Annotated in this window: 22 protein-coding genes; 17 read left to right on the top strand and 5 right to left on the bottom strand. The window is 38.7% G+C overall.

The window, feature by feature from the left end; genetic code table 11:
- The first annotated feature begins 108 nt into the window (after positions 1-108).
- From AC5WOF_RS07800 to AC5WOF_RS07770, 7 genes are all read left to right on the top strand, one after another.
- Positions 109-1,050 (top strand): aromatic acid exporter family protein, encoded by a 942-nt coding sequence (locus AC5WOF_RS07800; protein WP_496049380.1) that lies wholly within the window; start codon positions 109-111, stop codon positions 1,048-1,050.
- Positions 1,051-1,099: 49 nt separating this feature from the next.
- Positions 1,100-2,668 carry a M2 family metallopeptidase gene (locus AC5WOF_RS07795; protein WP_496049379.1) on the top strand — a complete coding sequence of 523 codons (1,569 nt, stop codon included), beginning with the start codon at positions 1,100-1,102 and terminating at the stop codon, positions 2,666-2,668.
- Positions 2,669-2,802: 134 nt separating this feature from the next.
- The gene (locus tag AC5WOF_RS07790; protein WP_496049378.1) at positions 2,803-3,066 is read left to right on the top strand and encodes a hypothetical protein; all 264 of its coding nucleotides are present in this window, start codon (positions 2,803-2,805) and stop codon (positions 3,064-3,066) included.
- 151 nt (positions 3,067-3,217) lie between these two features.
- The gene (locus tag AC5WOF_RS07785; protein ID WP_496049377.1) at positions 3,218-3,808 is read left to right on the top strand and encodes a TetR/AcrR family transcriptional regulator; all 591 of its coding nucleotides are present in this window, start codon (positions 3,218-3,220) and stop codon (positions 3,806-3,808) included.
- A gap of 20 nt (positions 3,809-3,828) precedes the next feature.
- Positions 3,829-4,263 (top strand): DoxX family protein, encoded by a 435-nt coding sequence (locus AC5WOF_RS07780; protein WP_496049376.1) that lies wholly within the window; start codon positions 3,829-3,831, stop codon positions 4,261-4,263.
- A gap of 317 nt (positions 4,264-4,580) precedes the next feature.
- On the top strand, positions 4,581-6,845 hold the full coding sequence (gene nrdJ, locus AC5WOF_RS07775) for a ribonucleoside-triphosphate reductase, adenosylcobalamin-dependent (protein ID WP_496049375.1): 2,265 nt from the start codon (positions 4,581-4,583) through the stop codon (positions 6,843-6,845).
- Between the two features lie 182 nt (positions 6,846-7,027).
- Positions 7,028-7,474, top strand: a complete 447-nt coding sequence (locus tag AC5WOF_RS07770) for a GNAT family N-acetyltransferase (protein ID WP_496049374.1) — start codon at positions 7,028-7,030, stop codon at positions 7,472-7,474.
- A 134-nt stretch (positions 7,475-7,608) separates the two neighbouring features.
- Here the strand turns inward: AC5WOF_RS07770 and AC5WOF_RS07765 are convergent, their stop codons facing one another.
- A complete protein-coding gene (locus AC5WOF_RS07765; protein WP_496049373.1) occupies positions 7,609-7,977 on the bottom strand; it encodes a hypothetical protein in 369 nt (122 codons plus the stop codon).
- 275 nt (positions 7,978-8,252) lie between these two features.
- Here AC5WOF_RS07765 and AC5WOF_RS07760 point away from each other — a divergent pair, with 275 nt between their 5' ends.
- Positions 8,253-9,536, top strand: coding sequence for a phytoene desaturase family protein (locus AC5WOF_RS07760; protein ID WP_496049372.1), 1,284 nt, complete (start codon positions 8,253-8,255; stop codon positions 9,534-9,536).
- A 14-nt stretch (positions 9,537-9,550) separates the two neighbouring features.
- Here the strand turns inward: AC5WOF_RS07760 and AC5WOF_RS07755 are convergent, their stop codons facing one another.
- Complete coding sequence (locus tag AC5WOF_RS07755; protein ID WP_496049371.1) at positions 9,551-10,120, bottom strand: UbiX family flavin prenyltransferase; 570 nt, start codon at positions 10,118-10,120, stop codon at positions 9,551-9,553.
- Positions 10,121-10,278: 158 nt separating this feature from the next.
- Here AC5WOF_RS07755 and AC5WOF_RS07750 point away from each other — a divergent pair, with 158 nt between their 5' ends.
- A complete protein-coding gene (locus tag AC5WOF_RS07750) occupies positions 10,279-10,569 on the top strand; it encodes a YciI family protein (RefSeq protein ID WP_496049370.1) in 291 nt (96 codons plus the stop codon).
- A gap of 43 nt (positions 10,570-10,612) precedes the next feature.
- Here the strand turns inward: AC5WOF_RS07750 and AC5WOF_RS07745 are convergent, their stop codons facing one another.
- Together AC5WOF_RS07745 and AC5WOF_RS07740 are read right to left on the bottom strand one after the other, a co-directional pair.
- Positions 10,613-10,783 carry a hypothetical protein gene (locus tag AC5WOF_RS07745; RefSeq protein ID WP_496049369.1) on the bottom strand — a complete coding sequence of 57 codons (171 nt, stop codon included), beginning with the start codon at positions 10,781-10,783 and terminating at the stop codon, positions 10,613-10,615.
- 85 nt (positions 10,784-10,868) lie between these two features.
- Positions 10,869-12,254: an RsmF rRNA methyltransferase first C-terminal domain-containing protein gene (locus tag AC5WOF_RS07740; protein WP_496049368.1), complete on the bottom strand. Its 1,386-nt coding sequence runs from the start codon at positions 12,252-12,254 to the stop codon at positions 10,869-10,871.
- Between the two features lie 60 nt (positions 12,255-12,314).
- Here AC5WOF_RS07740 and AC5WOF_RS07735 point away from each other — a divergent pair, with 60 nt between their 5' ends.
- On the top strand, positions 12,315-13,574 hold the full coding sequence (locus tag AC5WOF_RS07735) for a purine/pyrimidine permease (protein WP_496049367.1): 1,260 nt from the start codon (positions 12,315-12,317) through the stop codon (positions 13,572-13,574).
- A gap of 127 nt (positions 13,575-13,701) precedes the next feature.
- Entirely contained in the window at positions 13,702-15,372 is a 1,671-nt protein-coding gene (locus AC5WOF_RS07730) for an AMP-binding protein (protein ID WP_496049366.1), read from the top strand.
- Positions 15,373-15,472: 100 nt separating this feature from the next.
- Here the strand turns inward: AC5WOF_RS07730 and AC5WOF_RS07725 are convergent, their stop codons facing one another.
- Entirely contained in the window at positions 15,473-15,754 is a 282-nt protein-coding gene (locus tag AC5WOF_RS07725; RefSeq protein WP_496049365.1) for a hypothetical protein, read from the bottom strand.
- Positions 15,755-15,983: 229 nt separating this feature from the next.
- Here AC5WOF_RS07725 and AC5WOF_RS07720 point away from each other — a divergent pair, with 229 nt between their 5' ends.
- From AC5WOF_RS07720 to AC5WOF_RS07695, 6 genes are all read left to right on the top strand, one after another.
- Positions 15,984-16,814 (top strand): metallophosphoesterase, encoded by an 831-nt coding sequence (locus AC5WOF_RS07720; protein ID WP_496049364.1) that lies wholly within the window; start codon positions 15,984-15,986, stop codon positions 16,812-16,814.
- A gap of 132 nt (positions 16,815-16,946) precedes the next feature.
- On the top strand, positions 16,947-18,701 hold the full coding sequence (locus AC5WOF_RS07715; protein WP_496049363.1) for an ABC transporter ATP-binding protein: 1,755 nt from the start codon (positions 16,947-16,949) through the stop codon (positions 18,699-18,701).
- Between the two features lies 1 nt (position 18,702).
- Complete coding sequence (locus AC5WOF_RS07710) at positions 18,703-20,523, top strand: ABC transporter ATP-binding protein (protein WP_496049362.1); 1,821 nt, start codon at positions 18,703-18,705, stop codon at positions 20,521-20,523.
- A 212-nt stretch (positions 20,524-20,735) separates the two neighbouring features.
- Positions 20,736-21,332, top strand: a complete 597-nt coding sequence (fadR, locus tag AC5WOF_RS07705) for a fatty acid metabolism transcriptional regulator FadR (protein ID WP_496049361.1) — start codon at positions 20,736-20,738, stop codon at positions 21,330-21,332.
- A gap of 1 nt (position 21,333) precedes the next feature.
- Positions 21,334-22,113 (top strand): electron transfer flavoprotein subunit beta/FixA family protein, encoded by a 780-nt coding sequence (locus AC5WOF_RS07700; protein ID WP_496049360.1) that lies wholly within the window; start codon positions 21,334-21,336, stop codon positions 22,111-22,113.
- A 13-nt stretch (positions 22,114-22,126) separates the two neighbouring features.
- Complete coding sequence (locus AC5WOF_RS07695) at positions 22,127-23,110, top strand: electron transfer flavoprotein subunit alpha/FixB family protein (RefSeq protein ID WP_496049359.1); 984 nt, start codon at positions 22,127-22,129, stop codon at positions 23,108-23,110.
- Positions 23,111-23,172 lie beyond the last annotated feature (62 nt).

Below are 23,172 nucleotides of genomic sequence, written 5' to 3'. Positions count from 1 at the left end.
TTGGGCGGGGTATCCCTGCTCTTTTTGGTAATTGGTATTCTATGGTTCTATTATCATGCAACATAAAACATAAATTCTACTCGATACAGCAATCGAAGGTGACACATAGTGAAAATTGGTTCTAGAATCCTAAAAACAGCTATTGGAGCGGGTATATCCATTGCGATTGCCCAAGCATTTCAGCTTACTTTTTACGCATCCGCTGGTACCGTTACTATGCTGTGCATCCAACGAACGAGAAAAAAATCATACGAGATTGCATGGCAGCGTTTTTTAGCTTGCTTGATCGGTTTGAGTGTGGCAGCCGCCATATTTACTGTTTTAGGCTATAACCCATGGGCAATTATCGTTATCTTGCTCATCAGTATTCCATTGATGATCCGTTTTAAAGCTAAAGAGAGTGTTATTGCAAGTTCCGTGTTTATCTTTCATTTATATGTAATGAAGCATATTACTTGGCAACTTGTCATTAATGAACTCGCTCTGATGATAATCGGGATTACGGTTGGTTTGTTGCTGAATTTATTTATGCCTAGCGCAGACCAAGAGCTGCGCAGGTATCAACAAAAAATTGAAGAAAATTTTCGGATTATTTTCCATGAGATGGCTCGATATCTACGTGAAGGAGATCATGATTGGAGTGGAATGGAGATCGTCGAGACAAATAGACTATTAAAAGAAGCAAAAGAACGATCCGTACACAATGTAGAAAATCGTTTTGATGATGAGGAGTTGAAGTTTTATCGTTACTTTCAAATGAGAGATAAACAATTCGATCTCATCGATCATTTGATTCCTCATTTGGTTTCTTTCCACCCCTACTCAGATCAAGGTGAAAAACTAGCAGATTTTTTAGATCAATTGGCAGAAGGGGTTCACCCGGGAAATACCGCAGATATTTATCTAGAACAGCTAATGGAAATGACACAAGAGTATCGTAAATTGCCGCTGCCTAGTACAGAAGAAGAATTTAATATGAGAGCTACGCTTTTCCTGATTATGAATGAGATAAAGAGATATTTAAAGATCAAAAAAAGATTGGCAAAATAAAAGTATTTTCATTGATTGATTTAGGGATGATAAATAGGGGGAACCTCAAATGGATCTTTTTCTTCGTGATGAAAATAAAAAGTTGAGTTCCATGCTAGGGACTTTAAGTGAAGCAATGTGGAATGTGAATACGACAGGAGAAGAAAAATGGCAAAAAGCGGAGATGGAAGCGGAAAAAGCGTACCGTCAATATGTCTCTGACAAAGAACGTTTTGAAAAGCTGAAAGCACTGCGACAAGAAGTCAAAAAAGATAGCTTAGAGGCGAGACAAGTAGAGCGTCTGTATCAAGATGCATTCTCCAACCAGCTTTCTTCAGAAATTATTCATGAGTTGGTGCAGCTTTCCTCTACTTTGAGTAATCAATTTAATACATTCCGGGCGAAAGTGGATGGAAAAGAAGTAACCGAAAATATCATTCGAGAAACGCTCCTGACAAGCACAGATATGGAACAACGAGAAAAAATATGGCATGCGAGTAAGCAGATCGGAAAAGAAGTAGAAACTGGGTTACTTCAATTGGTAAAACTGCGAAACAAAGCAGCTCAATCACTTGGTTACAAAGACCACTATGAAATGTCATTTGAGTTAGCAGAATTAAACTTAGAGGAAGTTTTTTCCGTTTTTGAAGACCTTGTCCGTCAAACTGATGAACCATTTAAACGCGTTAAGACAGAGTTGGATGACGAGTTGAGAAACCAATATGGTATTACGGATAAAGTGTTATATCCATGGCACTATCATGATCCGTTTTTCCAAGAGGCTCCGTCCATTCCAGGAACAGATTTAACTCCCTATTTAAAAGGAAAAAATATCGAACAGCTTACAATTGATACTTTTTCTTCGCTCGGTATGGAAATTCGTGATTTACTAGCAAAAAGTGATCTATATGAACGGCCAAATAAAAATCAACATGCGTTTTGCTTAGATATAGATCGTCAAGGTGATGTAAGGGTACTGTGCAATATTCAATCGAATCAATATTGGCTGGAGACGATGCTTCATGAATTTGGGCATGCTGTCTATGATAAATACGTAGATCGTGATCTGCCATTTGCCCTGCGTACTCATTCACATATTTTTACAACAGAAGCTGTCGCCATGTTTTTTGGGAGAATGGCAAAAGAAGAAGAATGGTTACATAAATTTATGGGCTTATCCAAAGAGGAGCTTATATCCTGGATGCCTCTGCAACACAAAATGCAGCAACGAAAAATGCTAATCATGGCTCGGTGGATTATTACATTTGTCTTTTTTGAAAGAGAGTTATATCGGAATCCAGATCAAGACTTAAATGCATTATGGTGGAAACTGGTGAAAGATATTCAAGGAGTAGAGCCTCCAAAGAATCAAGATTACCCACATTGGGCAGCAAAAATTCACTTCACGATCGCACCAGTTTATTATCAAAACTATTTGTTAGGGGAATTGATGGCCTCACAAATGCATTATTATATTCAAGAGCATGTTTCATCGGAAATCTTTACAGAGCAAACAGGACAGTTCTTTATTCAAAAAGTATTCCAACCAGGGGATCGCACCGATTGGCGTGGATTGATCAAAGGGGCGACAGGTGAAGCGTTAAACCCAGCGTATTTTGTGAAACAATTTGTATTATGATGAGATGCTTATTTTAAAATTATTGGATTTCATATAAACATTACAAAGAAGATTTATATTTTTGGATCGAATTCCAATGCTTTATGTTATAATGCCACAGAAGGTGTACATCAACCTTTACTCAAAAGGGAATCATGACTGAGAACGCCAGAGAAACTTGTGTCCATCAGTTGACTGTCAGCTCTGATATGGAGTTTTTGGCGGATGGCATCCCCATTCCGCTTCGCTCCGGAAAGAACGGAGGCAATCTCACGTTTTGTGGAGTGGAGGACAAAGAAAACAACCGCTTCACACTCACGTCTGGCGGCCCTGTAGTACTAGTCGATGAGAGCGGCCAGCGCAGCTTCACTGGTCGTGTGGGAGCCACGCTGACGGTCAAGCCGTTGAACGCAGGCTGACGCCTGCATGATTCCGATCCTGAGTGGTGCGCAAGTGCCACTCAGGAGTCCCGAAACACAACCTAGGAAAATAATAACCTAGGTTTTTTAAAACCATTTACAAACCAACGTCCGGTATATATAATAAAATTATCAGGTATGGAGGTAAAACATGAAACAAGAAGAACGTCGTTTTCAAACCAAAAAATTATTACTCGATACGGTAATATCCCTCATTCAATCAAAGGGATGCGAAGCAATTACAATGGCTGATATCGTCAACACTTCCGGTTTATCCAAAGGAGCCATTTTTCACTATATCAAAAGCAAAGACGAACTGTTTACTTGGGTTTTGCAAGATCGCTTAGAACAAGTCAACGAAAGATTTATGCAACAAGTGGCTAAAAATCCAAACTTTGAACAGCCTATGAAGCAAATAGCTGATAGTTTATGGGAGTTAGAAGATAAAAATGATATCACCAATCAAGTATGGATGTATCTTCTCAGTAAATCAGATCAACCAGTTGTGGGAGAAGTGCTCACCCGTTTTTATGATCAATCCTATTCTTACTCCAAAGCTTGGATTGAACAAGGTCAAATCCATGGTGTTATTCCCAAAGAGCTCGATATTAAAAAAACAGCCGAAATGTTTGTTTTGATATCTTATGGGATTCGATTACGTTCTGCTATCCCTAATGTAGAAGCATCATTTGGGGTTTCAGACTTTATTTCGTTCATCAACCAACAGCTAATAAAAAAATAATATGATGAGGAGGAACGAATATGGCACCTTTGGTTGCGTTACTTGCTTCATTTGTCTTTTTTCGTTTGATTGGATTTGCAGGAGTTTCTTATTTTGATGAATGGCATACTCCTTTACAGGGGGCAGTAGCGATGATGTTTTTACTCACAGCGTCTGCTCACTGGGGAAAACGTCGGGAAGATTTAATTCGAATGGTACCGAGTTCTTTTCCAAGTCCTGATTTATTGGTAACTGTTACAGGATGGTTAGAGATCATAGGGGCTATTGGTATCGTTATCCCCCAAACGTCTGTATACGCTTCGTTGGGATTAGCAATTATGCTAGTCGCAATGTTTCCTGCAAATATAAAAGCAGCGCGGGAAGGATTGACGATAGCTGGACAACCGACTCCTAAAATCGTGGTTCGCACAATCTTGCAAATCATTTTCCTAGTTGCTGTCTTGTTGGCAGGGTAAATGGAGAACGTTATAAGAAAGTAAAAGAAACCTTTTCAGAAAATAGAGGAAAACGGTTTCTTTTTTGATTTTTTCAAGGAATAAAGGAAGATTTTTCGATTGATACTAACAAAATGAAAGCAGGAAGTACTTCTCTATTGTTCCATTATTGCACGAAAAATTAGATTCTTTTCACTTCCGTTTACCCCCTTTTCTCAATATATAGTATGAGTTATACTCTAATAGGGCTACATATTGATTATCAGCAGTCATAACCTGCATCCAAACTTAAAACATATCGATATCGATACCTATCCATAAATTAGAGAGAAAAGGAAATGAGACAAATGCACTTATCCGATAATTTTTTAGAGCAATATATAGGCAAAAATCCAAAATGGGGCTTTGAAGGTCTCGGATATATGGTTTACTTACGCACATATTCCCGAAAAAAAGCAGATGGGACACAAGAAGCTTGGTGGGAAACGGTAAAGAGAGTAACCGAAGGTAACTTTTCACTGGAAGAGAAGCGTCTTAAAGAGATTGGTAAATGGGACTATGGGAAAGAAGCGAACTTACGAGAAGAGATGGAACGATTTTACCATCTGATGTTTAATCTTGTGTTAACACCACCAGGACGCGGACTATGGATGTCTGGAACGGCTTATGCAGAGAAAATAGGGGATGCAGAAAACAATTGTTGGTTCATCTCCATGCGTCCACAAAAATATGGAGTCAGTAAGATTAAACCAGCAATCGGCTCCATTGATGAGCTACTGCCTTCCATGCCTGCCGTCTTTACATTTGATCAAGCGATGAAAGGTGGAGGCGTTGGCGTAAATTTGCAACGGAAAAATACAAATAGGATGCCAAAAGTAAAAAATGAGATTTCCCTTTATTTTATCAGTGATCCAAACCATGACGATTATTTTGGGGAACTCAATGCTTTAGGAGTAGCTCCTGTGGTTGCCAAAGATGATGCTTCGATTTATCGAGTAAAAGACAGTCGAGAAGGATGGGCAGAAGCACTCCAATTGGTAATTGATTCTCATTTTATTGAAGAAAATAAGTATCTTGTTATAGACATCTCAGAAGTTCGCCCTCGTGGTTCCGAAATAAAAGGCTTTGGCGGTGTCGCTAGTGGCCCTGCACCTCTCGTGCAAATGCTGGGAAAAGTAAATGAAATTCTCAATAAAAGAGTGGGAGAGCAAGTTCCTTCTGTAGAGTGGGGAGACATCATTCAAAATATCGGTTGTTGTGTCGTTGCTGGCAATGTCCGCCGGACTGCTCTTATCTTGATTGGGGACAAAGAAGACAAGGACTTTATTGAATCAAAAAACTACAGCCTAGAGAAAAATCAAGAGGCAAGTCAATGGCGTTGGGCGAGCAACAACAGTGTTGCGATTGACGAAGATGTCACACCAGCAGATTTAGAAGAAATGGCGAAAAATATTTACTACAATGGGGAACCAGGGATCGTCAATATTGAGCTTTCCAAGCACCATGGAAGAATTGCCGAAGGACTGCAAGAAAATATCGATGGAGAAGTCGAAGGATTTAACCCTTGTGGTGAAATTACATTACCAAATGCCTCACCATGCAATTTATTTGAGATCAACTTACCCAAAATACATGAATTGATCGATGCGGGAAAAGAAGACAGTAACCTGTATAATGAAGCAAGTTGGTTGGCTACTCGATACGCATACCGCATCACTTTCCGAAACTATGAATGGGAAGTGACGAGAAATATCATCGAAAAACATCGTCGATTAGGAGTTGGAGTAACAGGTATCGCCGATTGGGTACTGATGAAGTTTGGAGATCGAGCAGTGCTCGGATTTGACGAACAACATCAGCCTATTTTCAATGAAGATGTGGAAGCAGCATTGGATAGACTGTACCAAGCAGTCAAAGAAACCAACTTGACTCATGCGGAGGAATTAGAAGCAAAACCATCTATCAAACTAACAACAGTGAAACCTTCCGGTTCAATGTCCCTACTCATGGGTGTTAGCCCTGGTATGCATTGGCACTGGTCGAAATATATGATTCGCCGGGTGCGATTTTCAGCAAATTCACCGCTGATTCCAGCTTTGATCGATTGCGGATATTATGTGGAACCCGTGATCTCAGGTTTCCAAAAAGACGGCAGTCCTAAAATTGATCAACATACCCTTGTCGTTGAATTTCCAACAAAAGCACCTACCGCTGAACATCCAAGATTCCAAGCGGAAAATGATGTTCCACTAGCGGAGCAAGCAGCAGTGCAAGCATTGCTGCAGTCTTACTGGTCGGATAACGCAGTCTCTGCGACACTCACCTTTAATAAAGAAGAGGGCAGAGAAGAAAATACTATTGCAGAAATCGCAGCAGTACTCGAACAATCTACACAAGTACTAAAATCTACCTCTCTTCTACCACATGACTCCAATACGTATCCTCAAATGCCATTGGAAGCTATTACGAAAGAAGAGTATGAGAAAAAGAAAACAAAAATAACCGCAAAACCTTGGGAAATGCTTGGGGAAGTGAGAATGGAAGAAGAGGACGATGCGGATGTCATCGGAGAATGTAAAGGTGGCGTTTGTCCAATAAGATGATGTTGTAAGAAGCCTACGTTTTGTGCGTAGGCTTTTTTGTTTAATAGTAAATTTTAAGGATAAGGGATAAGGCTTAAAAATGGTAGTTTAACATATATGTGTATTTGTTAAACATATCAGCCGATTATGTTAATATTGTGCAACAGTAGAACCGTTCCGGTTAAGAAATGGAGAGTACACATATGAAATATACTACTTCTCTAGAAGCCGTAACCTCACAACAATTAGATGGAGGTTTTTTTGTTGGATGGCCGAATTCTCCATCTCCAGAAGCACATTTTATGCTATTAAAAAATAGTTATAAATGTGTGTTAGCAATAGATGAAACATCAGAAAAAGTAATAGGATTCATTAATGCTATCAGTGATAGTGTCTTATCTGCCTATATCCCCTTTTTGGAAGTATTACCAGAGTACCGGGGAAGAGGTATTGGAAAAAAACTTGTAAGATTGATGCTAGAAGAGTTAAAGGACTTGTATATGATTGATTTGCTATGTGATGAACATTTGCAATCTTACTACAATAAGTTGGGATTACAAAAAAACCAAGGTATGTTCATTCGGAATTATGAACATCAATCAGGGAAAGCACAAATGAGGAAGATGAAAACACAGAAATTGGAGAAATAAAGTATTTATTGTATGTTGTACCAAAAACGACTGATCGGCTGAATCTGTTATTGTATAGATTCAGCCGATCGTAGTCCGCAAAAAGCGAACCCAAGATTTACTAATGAAGGACACTTGGGTTATGTCACTGACCTTTATGCTTGGTCAGCAAAGAAGAAAGGAAGCTTTTCTTTCATCTGCTGTACATTCTCATCCGGAATTTCAACCTTTTTGAGGGCATCTTGGATAAGGATGAGAAGAACATTGCCACACTTGTCACACATCTGGGTGCGAATCAGCAGATCGAACTCTGACCAACTGTTGTGGATGTTGGTTGGATCGAAACAATTACAAGGATAAGAATTGTACGAATTGTACCATTCGATTTGAAATGAGAGTACTTCGAAAATTTCTGGGCTGAAGTCATTTCGATCAATTTGGTCGGCAACGTCGTAGATGAAAGCCTGAGCTAGAGCCTCCAGTTTCTTCTTTTCAAACCCATCGACGAGAGCGAATTCATCCATCTGTTTCTCTCATTCTCTAGTGAGCCATACCTAAATGAACCTAATATAATTATAGCTCGTAATTATTGTTTCTCACATTATGAAATACGCTTTTTTGAATATATTCTTATTTATTTCTAATGTATTGACAATACGAATAAAAAGATATATCATAGATATATATTATCCATGATTAAATGAATATAGATTTTTTGATTTATTGAACTATTTTTTTATCTAAATTAGAGATAAATATTATCTATAATATCCTGGTATGTGAAAATGGAGGTTAAGGCATGAGTAAACAATTTGATGCAGCAGTTATTGGTGGAGGCTTGGCTGGTTTAACTGCGGCTATTTATCTAGCAAAAGAAAACAAATCTGTGGTTCTCTTTGAAAAAGCAGCAAGATTAGGTGGCTACGCGCAGACGACTGAAAAAAATGGTGCATTGTTTAACTTTGGTCCTCATGCCATGTATGAAGGAGGCGCCGCACTTCAAATTTTGACGGAATTGGACTGTTTACCAGCAGGCGGGTATGCGAAGAAGATAAACAGCGGTCTTATTGGCATAAAAAAAGGAAGTCTTGTACATATGCCAACCGATTTGACGGAAGAAGCGAATTTAGAATGGGCACAGTTAATGGGAAGTTTAAAAGTTATAAGCGTAGAAGAAATAAATGATGTAAGTTTAAAACAATGGGTGGAAGAGAACGTACAACATAGCCAAGTAAAACAATTTTTCTATGCATTATGCCGTCAGTGGTCGTATTGTGATAATCCAGAAGTTCTAAGCGCAGGTTATGTCCTGCGTCAAGGACAGCTCGCTGGAAATGGTGTGCGCTATGTAGAAAAAGGTTGGCAAACGGTAGTAAACATATTAGAGGCAACAGCCTTGCAATTAGGCGTGGAAATTCATACCAATAGTAAAGTAAATAAAATAGATATCCAAAATAATGCTGTTACAGGTGTGCTGTTTGCAGATGGAACAAAAGTACTCACTCAAAATGGCATAACTGCCCTAGGACCTATGGAGGCAAGTCGTCTTGTTCCTGAGTCACAAAATATTAGTATGGGAGCTTGGAATGCCAATTCCCGTCCGCTGTATGCTGCGACGCTGGATGTTGCATTGAAAAAACTGCCTCATCCTGATCGAGTGTTTGCTATTGGATTAGATCAATCCATTTATTTCGGTGTGCATTCCTTATCTGTCTCCCTGAGCAATAATGGTGCTCATGTTTTACATGTTTTAAAGTACAACGATAATAATACACAGACAGATCCAAAAGCAGATAAGCAAGAATTGATGGAGATTTTGGAGTTGCTGCAACCAGGATGGGAAGAAGAAGTTGTTGCAACAAGGTATTTGCCGAAAATACTAGTTGCAAATGATACGCATACGGTTTCCCATCATGGAGCTGGTTCTGCACCTGATCCATCCGTACCAGAAATAAAAGGTTTGTATGTCGCTGGTGATTGGGTTGGGAAAGAAGGCCGATTAGCAGACAGTTCGATGGCAAGTGCAAAACTAGCAGCACAACATATTTTACAATCTAAAAAGCAAGAATCCTCTATTGCTTAAGAGGATTCTTGCTTTTATTTTTCTCCCCATCGTTCGACTGTGCCTGTATCGATTCCAAAAAGGTCAAGTGCACGTCCAACGGTATGGTTTACAATATCTTCTAGCGTATTGGGGCGAATATAAAAAGCAGGGACAGGTGGTGCGATGATGCCGCCGCTCTCTGTTATGGCCAACATGTTTTTAATATGGGCAGCAGTAAGTGGTGTTTCTCGAAGCAGAAGAACTAATTTTCTCCGTTCTTTCAGTGCTACATCAGCAGCACGAGTTAATAAATTATCAGTTATGGTATGAGCGATAGCAGACATTGTTTTGATCGAACATGGTGCTACGATCATGCCCATATTATGAAAAGACCCACTGGAGATAGCAGCCCCTACATCTTGAATCCCATAGTTCACATCTGCTAAGCTGCGTAATTCTTTTACACTCATATCTGTTTCATAATGCAGGGTCATCTCAGCTGCTTTGGACAAAACTAAGTGGCTCTCAATCTCTAGTTTCTTTAAAACTTCTAGTATGCGTATCCCATAAATAACACCGGTTGCTCCACTGATTCCAACAATTAGTCGTTTATGTGTCGTCATATTTGAATCCTCTTTCGTTTGTATGTCAAGATATTGTTATTATAGCAACATTTCTTTACTGGGACCTAAACTCACATTAGTAAGTTTTCTTTTTCTCTACGAAAATTATTTTAAAAAATATTTTTAGGTATATCGATTTTGTCATTTGAGAGGCAAGGATGACATATAAGAGAAAATTAGTGAAAGAGGGTGTACTGCTAGCGACAGATTCCTTTCAACCTAGTGCTACTGGTATGAGAGTATCGTATTCTTCTCATCTCGATGAACCAAAAGTTCAAGTAGGTTCTTTCTCCTTAGATGGGACATCGTGGATGACGGAATATATCATAATTGATGTTGAAACAGAGAAAGAGGCTTTAAAATGGGCGTTACAGATGCCAGTGTGGTTTCCAAAATGTAAATTCATTCTTTACAAACCCATGATAATACCAATAATATTCTGCTTTTAGTAAAATGAAGAAAACACATTGTCGTATGCACAATGTGTTTTCTTCAATCGAGTCGCGGATGAAAGACAATCCGCATTTCTGAAACTACAGGGAGAGGAGCTATTTCTTCTTCCGTTTCCTCTTCTTCTAAGAAATGGCTCATATATATCCATTCAGGCTGAATCATTCCAAGGGCAATCCAGTATTTATTTGCAGCAGGCTCTTTAAGCGTCATTTTTTATTTTCCTTACATATGTTTTTGTAGAAATATACATAAATGCAATTACAGTATATGTAAGGGAGCTTGGGCAGATGCAGAGTTAATTTGGTTGATCATAGGAGAAGCGCAGCCACTTGGGATAATGATTTTTTAATATTCCTCCGGCACCTTTCCCCCATCCGAGAGAATATCCATCAACGGTTACAAGTGTCCAAGCTTTGTGAGCTGCTGGGACTGTTTCTCCTTGTAAAAAACGATATAATTCGCTATCCCTAGTGTGATACGATTGAACTTGTTTTACCGAATTGGGCTGGAGTGACATAGCCCAAGCATGAGAAGGAAGAAAGCGATTTTTTCGTATTTCCCCCAAGTATCTGCCTGGTTGTGCAACTTTACACTTATCCAGATTGGGGAGATCAAGTGGCGCCTCATACAGATGATCTCCATAGAGTACCATATTCCCTGAAAAAGAGACTGTCTCTACAAATGTATCTTCTGTAAATGCTTTAAGAATAGAAGAAATTTGTTTGGGAATACGTGTATTTTTTGCGCCTTTCTTTGATTTTTTTTCGACTTTATCCTCTTCTACACCCTGCTTTTTTTGTAGTACTGCTAAAAAATGTCCCTCTCCCCGCAGCAAATGGGGCCATAAGCGACTCGTCCTAGCAGTGGCAGCTGTTAATCCATTTTGAAAATGTTGGTGGCTAGGAACTTCCATTAATTCAAACTCAGGATGGTTTTGAAGGAAATTCTCCAAAGTGTATTCATTTTCTCGGCGATTAAAAGTACAAGTGGAGTAGACTAGTCGACCGCCGGGTTTTAACATTTTAGCAGCTTCTGTTAGGATATATTGTTGTAGGTCAGCACATTTCTCACTGTTTTTGATACTCCAATGTTCACACGCCTCTGGGTCTTTTCGAAACATTCCTTCACCTGAGCACGGTGCGTCAACCAGAATACGGTCGAAATAAGCAGTGAACCGCTCACTGAATCGATGCGGTTGTTCATTTAAAACGACAGCATTTGTCACTCCAAAACGTTCTAGATTGCTGATGAGTACTTTACATCGTTTTCCATCTACTTCATTTGCAACAAGAATGCCCTCTCCATTCATCTTAGCAGCGATCTGGGTCGTTTTTCCTCCTGGAGCAGCACACATGTCGAGAATTTTTTCACCCGGTTTTGGTTGCAGAGCTTCAACAGGTGCCATTGCACTTGGTTCTTGAATGTAATAAAGACCTGCTGCGTGATAGACATGTTTTCCAGGTCGAGTACTTACAGGAAAATAAAACCCATCTGAGCACCATGGGATCGGTTCCAAGTGAAAAGGGATCATGTTTTCAAGCGTTTTTGGTGAAACTTTCATTATGTTGGTTCTTAGACCTTTGACAGCAGGTTGCTCATAAGTAGCTAGAAAGTCGTCAAATGTATCGTTTAGTTCTTTTTTTATTTCTGTTAAGAAGTCTGTAGGCAGTACATTCATCATTGATAACTCCTGTTTTTTTATCTGAAAATATTATTACTTAAAATCGTGGAGGCAATAAAAATGAGTTATTCTTTACGTTCTCTTCAATGGTTTATTTTTTTAATTGCCAATGGGCTCGCTGTACCTATTGTAATTGGACAATTATATCATTTATCTCCTACAGAAGTAGCAGAATTCATTCAGCGAACATTTTTTGTTATTGGTATCAGTACTTTTCTTCAAGTTGCTTTTGGACATCGACTTCCTTTAATCGATGGACCAGCAGGAATATGGCTTGGAATATTTGTCGTTATGGGGCAAATCGCAGCGAACAAAAATACGTTGAATTCCTTGACAGGTATGCTTGCCGTAGCAGGTGTTGTACTGATGATATTTGGATTCACTGGTTTACTCAGTAAAATGTTAGTCATTTTTACTTCTATAGTGACAAGTACGTTTTTGGTTTTGCTTTCTCTGCAATTAAGTGGTGTATTTTTAAAGGGAATGCTTGGAATTACTTCTGATATTACTTATTTTCCGCTAAAAGAAGCAGCAGTAGCCATCTTTATTTTTGTTTTGGTATTTGTTTTATCGATGTGGGGAAAAGGTTGGATGAAAACCTATAACGTACTGATTGGTATTGCATTTGGGTGGATTTGTTTTTTGATCATTGGTGCCCCAAGCAAAGCGATGGGTACACATGCTTTATTTTCTATTCCGCAAGTTTTTGCATGGGGTATTCCTCAATTTGATTTAGGAGGAATCGTTTCTGGAGTCCTGATCGGTATTGTTCTCATGTCCAATACAGTGGCAAGTATTGCGGCCTTGAATCAAGTTGTCCCAAAAGAACAAAGAGCTGATAAAAAAGAATTGAACCAGTCAGGTTGGATTGGGGGGATTTCTCATCTTGTGTCTACACTTTTTTCTACTATAGGAATGGTATCCTTAACGGTTACAGCAGGCTTTGTAAAGACAACAAATCAAACGAAAACAAATGTATTAAAAATAGCTTGCATTGCCTTAGTCATTTTGTCTTGTTTTCCTCCTATCATGTCTCTTTTATCCCAGTTACCCAGTCAAATTGCGTATGCTGCTATTTTACCATCATTTGCGCAGATGTTTGCAATTGGCATACGAACACTAGTGAATGAAAAATTGGATGATCGTAGAGTCACCATCTTTAGTTTATCCGTATCGTTAGGGGTCGGGATTATGTTTTTACCTCTTCCGGTCTTTCAAAAATTTCCTTCGGTGGTTCAATACATTTTTGGAAATGGATTGTTAGTAGGTGTGATAATTGTAATTTTGCTTGATCAATTGTGGAAGAAGAAAACCATGTGAAAGAAAGCACAAGATGAGTGAAAAGTCAAAAAGAAAAGATGCAAACTTTAGGTATAGTTGGATACAATATAGGTAGCAAGATTATTTCCACTTGGTGGATTTCATTCACCTCTAGGAGGGAGCCTGGATGACGGTGTCAAAACCATGGCTACACCAATATCCGCCTCAAATCCCTAAAACATTATCTTATCCAGATGTAGCCCTGACCGCATTGTTGACTGATGCTGTAACGCAATATCCGGACAGAGAAGCCATACATTTTTTAGGTAAGAAAATTTCTTATCGGACTTTATTGGATGAAACTTATCGTTTTGCGGAAGTTTTGAAAGAAATAGGAGTAAAAGCAGATGATCGAGTTGCTATCATGCTGCCTAATATCCCACAAGCAGTTATTTCGTATTATGCTAGTTTGTTTTTAGATACAGTTGTCGTTCAAGTAAATCCGATGTATACAGAGCGTGAATTGCTCCACATATTGACTGATTCAGGAGCAACTTCGCTCATCTGTCTCGATATTCACTTTGATAGAGTCGAAAAAATTTACTTGCAGACAAATTTACAGCGAATCATTGTAACAAGTGTCGCTGAATATTTGCCACTTCGCAAAAAATTACTCTATCCGCTTACCCAAACATCATTGCCAAAAATTCCTCGAGAAGATCACGTATATCTTTTTCAAAATTTGCTCCACTTGGTTCCTTTTGCAAATCCCGTTCAAACATCTAAACAAGCCGATGATTTAGCTTTATTGCAATACACCGGTGGAACCACTGGTTTAGCAAAAGGCTCTATGTTAACACATCGGAATTTGGTCGCAAATGCTCATCAAGCATCAGCTTGGATGTATAAGACAAGAGAAGGACAAGAAAAGATCCTTGGTGTTTTGCCGTTTTTTCACGTTTATGGGATGACAGCTGTGATGAATTTGGCGATTAAACTTGCTGCGACCATGATCTTACTTCCGAAATTTGATCGTGATCAAATTCTCAAGACCATTGCCAAAGAGAAACCGACTATTTTTCCTGGCGCACCGACGATGTATGTTTCATTGATCAATCATCCTCGAATTCATAAGTACCAATTAAACTCCATCGACGCATGTATCAGTGGTTCTGCACCATTGCCAATTGAAGTACAGGACAAATTTGAGCAACTCACAGGAGGTCGATTGGTAGAAGGATATGGATTGACGGAAACATCACCAGTTACGCACACCAATTTAATTTGGGATCGAAAAAAAAGTTCTACGATCGGCTTACCTTGGCCAGACACGGAATGTCGAATCGTTTCGATGGAAACAGGGGAAGAATTAGCTCCTGGGCTTATTGGAGAACTTCAAATACGCGGACCACAAGTGATGAAAGGCTACTGGAACCGACCAGAAGAGACTGCCCAGGTGATCAAAGATGGTTGGCTATTCACTGGAGATATGGCGAAAATGGACGAAGAGGGTTATTTTTATATAGTAGATCGACGAAAAGACCTCATCATCGCAGGTGGATTTAATATATACCCGAGAGAAGTAGAAGAAATATTGTACGAACATCCTGCTGTAGATGAGGCGGTCGTAATTGGAGTCCCTGATGCTTATCGGGGAGAAACAACAAAAGCTTATATCGTAGTCAAAAAAGGAATGTCTATTACATCTTCGGAACTCGACAAGCATTGCCGGACTAATCTAGCAAGTTTCAAAGTTCCTAGACTCTATGAGTTCCGAGATGAACTGCCAAAGTCTTCCATAGGTAAGATTTTAAGACGAGTATTACAAGATGAAATAAAAGCAGAGAAGAAGAATTAGTCCAGCGAAATACTGGGATTTTTTATCTTCGATATTGGGAGAAGCTGGACAATTAAAACAAAGCCTTTCCAAAGAATGGAAGGGCTTTTGTTATCTAGTTTTAAGAAATAGGGGCAATTTTTTTGTCATGAATCGTTTTAACTGCTGCCAAATAATACTTCTCAATTTCTTCTAATCTTGTTGCTGCCTCGTTCGTAATCATTGTTTTGTCCCACTCATAAACATAAGTTCCTAGCTTGTAGTGCTCTACAAATTCCTGATCTTCTTTTGACAACTCAGATGGTCCAACGCCTGCTTCTTCATTGTCTTTGAACCAATTCCAAACGCTTGTATCATGTCGTAAATTATACATAAGTCCTACTAGTGGTGGTAGATTAGCCATTTTCATCCTACTTTTTATAAATAGTTTTATAAATATCATAAATTAATTGTAAGCTTCAAGGTCAAAAATATTATATAATTTCAAGGGGCTATTATTGGAGTAGCAGGGATATAGTTATCTTACATGGAATATATAATTATACCTAAAATTGTAAATAAAGCATGGTAAAGTTGTTTATTAACAAAACTTATAACTAATTTCACAAATACTTTTCTTTTAAGGGGCAACAATGAATCAACATCTCAGTCGTCGATCGTTTTTAAAGCGGTCGTTGCTTGGTTTGCTCAGTCTTATTCCTTTGACAGCTGGGTATAGTTATGGAATAGAACGTAGGTGGTTAGAAGTCACAGAGAAATCCATACGTCTTCCGCGGTTAGCTTCAGCGTTTGAAGGGATGCGGGTTGTAGTATTTGGTGATTTGCATGTTGGATTTCATATGAACGCAAACGATGTGTCTGACGTAGTTGCCAAAGTAAATGCTTTAAAACCTGATTTATTGTTATTTACTGGTGATTTGGTAGACGACAAACAAGACGTTCTTTTTCCAATCCTCTCTCATCTCCAAAAGTTACATGCCCCATTTGGAAAATTTGCTGTTCTTGGAAACCATGATTATCAAGGGGATCTAGTTGCACCAAATCTTGAACACGTTGGTTTCCATGTTCTCCGAAATAGGCATCATTTGATCAAAAAAGGACAGGATACGTTAGTGATCGCAGGTGTAGAGGATATGTTGATGGGGAAGCCCTCTTTATATCAAGCAATCGAAGGAGCCCCTGACTCATGTACGTTACTGCTCTCACATTGTCCTGATTTTGTATCCAATATCACAACAAATAAAGTGGATTTACAAATATCTGGTCATAGTCATGGTGGGCAAATACGATTTCCATTTCTCGGCGCTATGATTACCCCTCCAGGCGGGAAAAATTATATTGATGGCTTTTATTCGTTAGAAAATACGAATGTATATGTGAACAGAGGGATTGGCACTACCATATTACCCTTTCGGTTTAATTGTCGACCGCAGATTTCAATCTTACATTTATCTCGTACATAACTTTACCAAATCAAACTTCTGTATCGACAAGGATGAATTTTGCTGTGAAATTACTTCGGATTGCTAAATATATGAGGATAGAATAAAATTCTAATTAGTGTAAATGGCCGGATTGCAAGGAGGAGAAAGATAATGGGGTCCATTCGTGCTTTAGGCAAGTTTATGAAACCTTATAGAGGGATTGCGATACTCGGACCGCTGCTGATGGTATTAGAAGTTGCCATGGATTTACTTCAACCTACTATTATGCAACATATTATTGATAATGGTATCGCAAATCAAGATACGGGTTATGTGATTCGTATGGGTATTTTGATGATTGTAGCTGCATTGATCGGACTGGTTGGCGGTTTAGGGTGTATTTTTTTCGCGACGAAAACTGCTGTAAATTTCTCGGGAGATGTGCGCCTTGCGGTATTAAGTAAAATTAGCAATTTTTCTGGGGAAAATCGTGAACGGTTTGGTGCAGGCAAATTAATAACGAATGTCACCAATGATATTGTTACCATTCAAACTGCACTTACGATGACATTGCGTGTACTTGTCAGGGGACCATTTTTGTTTCTTGGAAGTATGGTAATCGTTTTGTTTTCTTCCAAGGGGCTTTCACCTGTTTTATTTGTGGTTGTACCTGTATTGTTGATTACAGTCTTTTTTATTGCTAATAGGTCAAGTCGAATGTTTCAAAAAGTACAAGAAGCGATTGATAAAGTGAATACGAAGTTACAAGAGAATTTAGCTGGTATGAGAGTAATTAAAGCATATGTGCAGCAAAAGCAAGAAATACAGCGGTTTGCTGGAGTCAATAATAAACTGACGAAAGCAAACCGTTCGGCAGTACAAGTGATCTCTATCATGATGCCTGTGATCATGCTTGTCATTAACGGAGGAATAATAGGAACTTTATGGCTAGGTACTTATAAAGTTGCTGATAACAGTATAGAAGTTGGAGCAATACTCGCTTTTATCAATTATTTGATGTTAATTTTGATGGCACTTATGCAAGTCAGTATGGTTTCGATTCTCATCACACGTGCTGTTCCTTCAGCAGCAAGGGTACAAGAGGTATTGGATACAAAAATAACGATCACCGACAAGTCAGATAATTATGAGCCAAGTAGGGTAAAGGGCCAAGTAGAGTTTCGAAATGTTTCCTTTAGCTACAGTAAAAATGAAGAGCAAGTATTAAAAAATATTTCTTTTTCCGTGCAAGCTGGCGAAACAGTTGGCATTATCGGTTCTACTGGAAGTGGAAAGTCAACACTAGTAAAGCTTATCGCGAGGTTGTATGATGTTGATTCTGGTGAAATTTTACTCGATGGAATCAATATCAAACAGTATAATCTTCATGCCTTGCGGTCTTCTATTGGTTTCGTAACCCAAAAAGCTACGTTGTTTTCTGGTTCTATTCTGGAAAATATTCAGTTTGGAAATGAAGAAGTAGAGCAGTCTGAACTACAAGCTGCTGCTGATGATGCATGTGCTTCAGAATTCATCAATCGATTGGAAGATGGCTATGAATACACGCTTACTCAAGGAGCTACGAATTTGTCTGGAGGTCAAAAACAACGGCTATCCTTAGCGAGGGCTTTTGTCCGTTCTGCTTCTATCTTAATTCTCGATGATTCAACATCTGCTGTAGATGCAAAATCGGAAGAAACCATTCAGGCTGCCCTGCGTAAGTCTACCAAGCAGACTATTTTTTTAATCGCATCGAAAATTTCTTCCCTTATGGATGCAGATAAAATTTTAGTACTGGAAGACGGTGAATTAGTTGGTTTAGGAAGTCACACTGATTTAATAGCTACTTGTGAGGTGTACCGTGAAATTTATCAATCTCAAGGTGGTCAGATTGATTTTCTAGCAGAGACAGGAGGGAAGAGCTAAGATGAGCGAAACAACAGGAACACGATCCGCTTCAAACCAGCGTTTTGGATTTCGTGGTGGTGGTCGATTTGGCGTGCAAATGGAAAAGCCAAAAGATGCACGAAATACTGTAAAACGCATATGGAAGTATTTGGGAGAACAAAGTATAGGCTTATTTGCTGCTATTGTTCTAGTTTTACTCACATCCTTACTCGGTTTGCTCGGACCTTATTATATAGGAGTAATTATTGATAAGTATATCATCCCTCAAGATGTTAATGGCTCTGTACGAATGATTCTCTTTTTGGCGGGGATTTACTTGCTTACTACTGCTCTAACATGGCTGCAAACTTATATTATGATCAATATTTCTCAGAAAAGCATTAATCAGTTGCGATATGATCTATTTGTAAAGCTGCAAACTCTATCACTGCGTTTTTTTGATAGCCGTCCGCATGGTGATCTGATGAGTAGAGTGACAAATGATATAGATAATCTCAATAGTGCTCTTTCGCAAAGTGTTACGCAAGTGCTATCCTCCATTATCTCTATTGTCGGGGTAATGATTGCCATGTTTTCGTTGAATTGGATATTGGCAATCATCACATTACTGATTGTGCCTTTAATGATTCTTTCTACAAAGAAAATATATGAGTATAGCAGCAGCAGTTTTATTAAAAGGCAAAGAGATATTGGTGAGTTAAATGGTTTTGTAGAAGAAAAGATCCAAGGTGCAGAAGTAGTCACACTCTATGGAAAAGAAGCTCAAACCATCGAACAATTTCGTGAGATTAATGACAGATTGCGTGAATCTGGCAGACAGGCAGACACTTTTTCAGGATTTATCAATCCGATTATCAATTTTATCAATAACTTAGGTCTAGGGCTGGTGATTGGGGCAGGTGCACTACTCGTATTGCATGAAAGCATAACGATTGGGATTATCGCATCGTTTGTGAGCTATTCCAGACAGTTTTCTCGACCAATCAGTCAGATTGCAACATTATTAAATACGATTCAATCCGCCATTGCTGGTGGTGAACGTGTTTTTGAAATCATGGATGAAGTGCCTGAAATGAAAGATAAAGAAAATGCGTTAACCGTAGAGAAATTTCGGGGGGAGGTTAACTTTCAGCATGTTTCCTTTGGCTATCAATCGGATCAATTTGTTTTAAAGGATATCAATTTGCAAGCAAAAACTGGAGAAATGATCGCACTTGTTGGCCCGACTGGTTCGGGGAAAACTACGATTGTGAATTTATTGACAAGATTTTATGATATTCAAACTGGTCAAATTTCCATTGACGGTAAAAACATTAAAGACTATCGAATCGATGATTTACGAAAAAGAATCAGTATCGTGTTGCAAGATACCTATCTGTTTTCTGGTACAATCCTTGAAAATATTCGTTATGGCCGGCAAGACGCCACTGAGGAAGAAGTAAAAAATGCTGCAAAGATGGCTTGGGCGCATTACTTTATCAAGCATCTGCCAAAACAATATCAGTCTGAAATCGTATCAGGAGGAACCAATCTCAGCCAAGGACAACGTCAATTGATCGCCATCGCTAGAGCAATACTCATGAATTCGGATATCCTTATTTTGGATGAGGCTACTTCTAACATCGATACCCGAACTGAACTTCACATTCAGCGTGGATTAAAAAATCTTATGGCAGGTCGTACCAGCTTTGTCATTGCTCACCGCTTAAAAACAATCGAGAATGCCGATGAGATTTTAGTGATTCATCAAGGGGAAGTAATCGAACAAGGAACCCATGAGGAATTATTGAATAAAAGAGGATTTTATCAAGAGTTATATACTACACAGTTTGAAATCTGAGAAAAATTTTAGCTCAGTTCCTTTTTTTGGGAGCTGAGCTAAATGTATTTTCCTGTTCCTTTTGCTTTGGTGTTTATCAAGGGTTTGACCAAGTTGCTAAGGAAAAAATACAATTTACATTGTTTTCTTTTTTTGTTTGACAATGAAAACATGTGTTTATAAAATTGAGATAGAAAATGAATCACCATTCAGCAAAGAAAGGAATAGGGGAGATGGCAAAACGGACTAGTCAGAAATATGATGCCATCTTAGAAGCATCTATTCGTGTTATTGCTAAGTATGGCTATCATCGAGCGCAAGTGTCTAAAATTGCAAAAGAAGCATGTGTGGCAGATGGAACCATTTATTTATATTTTGAAAATAAAGAGGATTTATTGATTTCGATTTTCAGGGAAAAAATTGGTAATTTTATTTGTTTAGTCAAACGGAAAATTTCTACTGCAAAAGATGTAAAAGAACAGTTATTTCACATTATTGCTTTGCATTTGGGTTACTTAGAAACAAATCCATTGCTAGCTGTAGTAGTTCAGATGGAAATACGCCAGTCTGATCCCTATGTTCGCAAAGAGATTGCTGAATTGATGCAAGCATACTTAAACCTTATTGAGCATGTAATGGAACAAGGCAAGAATTCAGGTGTTTTTCGTTCTGATTTGGATGTGCGTTTGGCACGAAAGATGATCTTTGGAACATTAGATGATCTTGTAACTTCATGGGTTATCCATCAACAAAAATATTCCTTACAAGCATTAGCAAAACCAGTTTACCAGATGTTTGTAGACGGGATTACTGCGAAAAAGGGGGATTAACATGAATTTTCTAGTCTGCTTAAAACAAACCTTTGATACAGAAGAGAAAATCGTGTTAAAAAATGGACAGATAAGTGAAGAGGCTGTTGAATTTATTATTAATCCGTATGATGAATATGCCATAGAAGAAGCAATTCGCTTAAAGGAGAAGCATGGTGGAGAAATAACAGTACTTACAATAGGTCCAGACCGAGCGGAACAAGCTCTGCGTTCAGCTTTAGCAATGGGAGCGGATAAAGCGATATTAGTAGAAACGGAAGAGCTGGAAGTAGAATTAGATGAACATAGTATCTCCCAAGTTATTTATGCTGTATTACAGGAACAAGACGATGAGTTTGACTTGATATTGTGTGGTTATATGGCAGTAGATGATGGTTCTGCACAAGTAGGACCACGACTTGCGCAATTGTTGCAAATTCCTCATGTATCTACCATTACTAGCATTTCGCTGGATGGAAAAAATGTTGTCATTGAAAAAGATGTGGAAGGTGATACAGAACATATTCAGACAACATTACCCTTATTAGTAACCACTCAACAAGGATTAAATGACCCCAGATATCCTACCATTCCCGGCATTATGAAAGCCAAAAGAAAACCATTAACCCGCTATGAACTCGATGATTTATCCCTTTCAGAAGAAACAATCCAATCCAAAACAATTCAAAAGGAAATATTTTTACCATCCAAAAAGACCGCTGGCCTGATTTTGACTGGAAGTATAGAGGAACAGGTTACTTCTTTAATAGAGAAATTGAATAAAGAAGCAAAGGTTTTATGAAGGAGGGGATCAGATGAGCAAGAAAGTGCTTGTCTTTGCGGATCGAAAAGAAGGGCAGTTGCGTCAAGTTACACTGGAAAGTATTTCAGCTGCACGCACGATTGTAAATGATGGTGAAGTGGTGGTAGCATTACTTGGCTCAGATGCGAGAAAAGAAGTAGATACTCTTGCACATCATGGAGCTGATCGTGTTCTTCTAATTGAAGACAGCCAATTCGATACGTATATAACTGATGCATATTTTTTTGCATGGCAGCAAGTCATTGATGGAGAAAAACCAGACTTTATTGTAACAGGTCACACAACAGTAGGGAAAGATGTGTCTCCTCGGATTGCTGCCCGTTCTTCTTTTGGATTGATATCAGATTGTATATCTATTGAACGGATTGGGGATGAAGTTCTATATACGCGTCCCATTTATGCAGGGAAAGCTTTTGTCAAAAAGAGTTTTCGAGCTGGCGTACAATTTGTTACTATTCGCCCAAATAATATACCCCTTCTCTCTGTCGATCCATCACGCTCTGCACAGATAGAAGAACATACTGTTCCCATAAAATCTGATTTGTTGCGTACAATTGTGACAAATGTGGTGAAAAAAGCTACGGCGGGTATCGATTTATCGGAAGCTAGAATCGTCGTTTCTGGTGGAAGAGGAGTAAAAAGTGCAGAAGGTTTTAAGCCATTGCAAGAATTAGCAGAAGTCTTAAACGCTGCCGTAGGAGCATCGAGAGGAGCATGCGATGCTGGCTACTGTGATTATGCGCTGCAAATTGGTCAAACGGGAAAAGTTGTTACTCCTGATCTGTATATTGCTTGTGGTATTTCAGGAGCTATCCAACATGTAGCAGGGATGTCTAGTTCCAAAGTAATCGTGGCTATAAACAAAGACTCCGATGCTCCTATCTTTCAGATCGCTGATTATGGGATTGTAGGCGATTTATTTGAAGTGGTTCCATTGTTAACCAAAGAGTTAAAAAAACTCCTTCCTCCTGCATAAACTGCTTCGGATCGCGAAATAGTTGATATTTCGTATAAAAGTGATATACTAACTTATGAAAT

The sequence above is a fragment of the Shimazuella sp. NTD250 genome (assembly GCF_059510375.1).
This window is presented reverse-complemented; position numbering and strand designations above follow the sequence as displayed.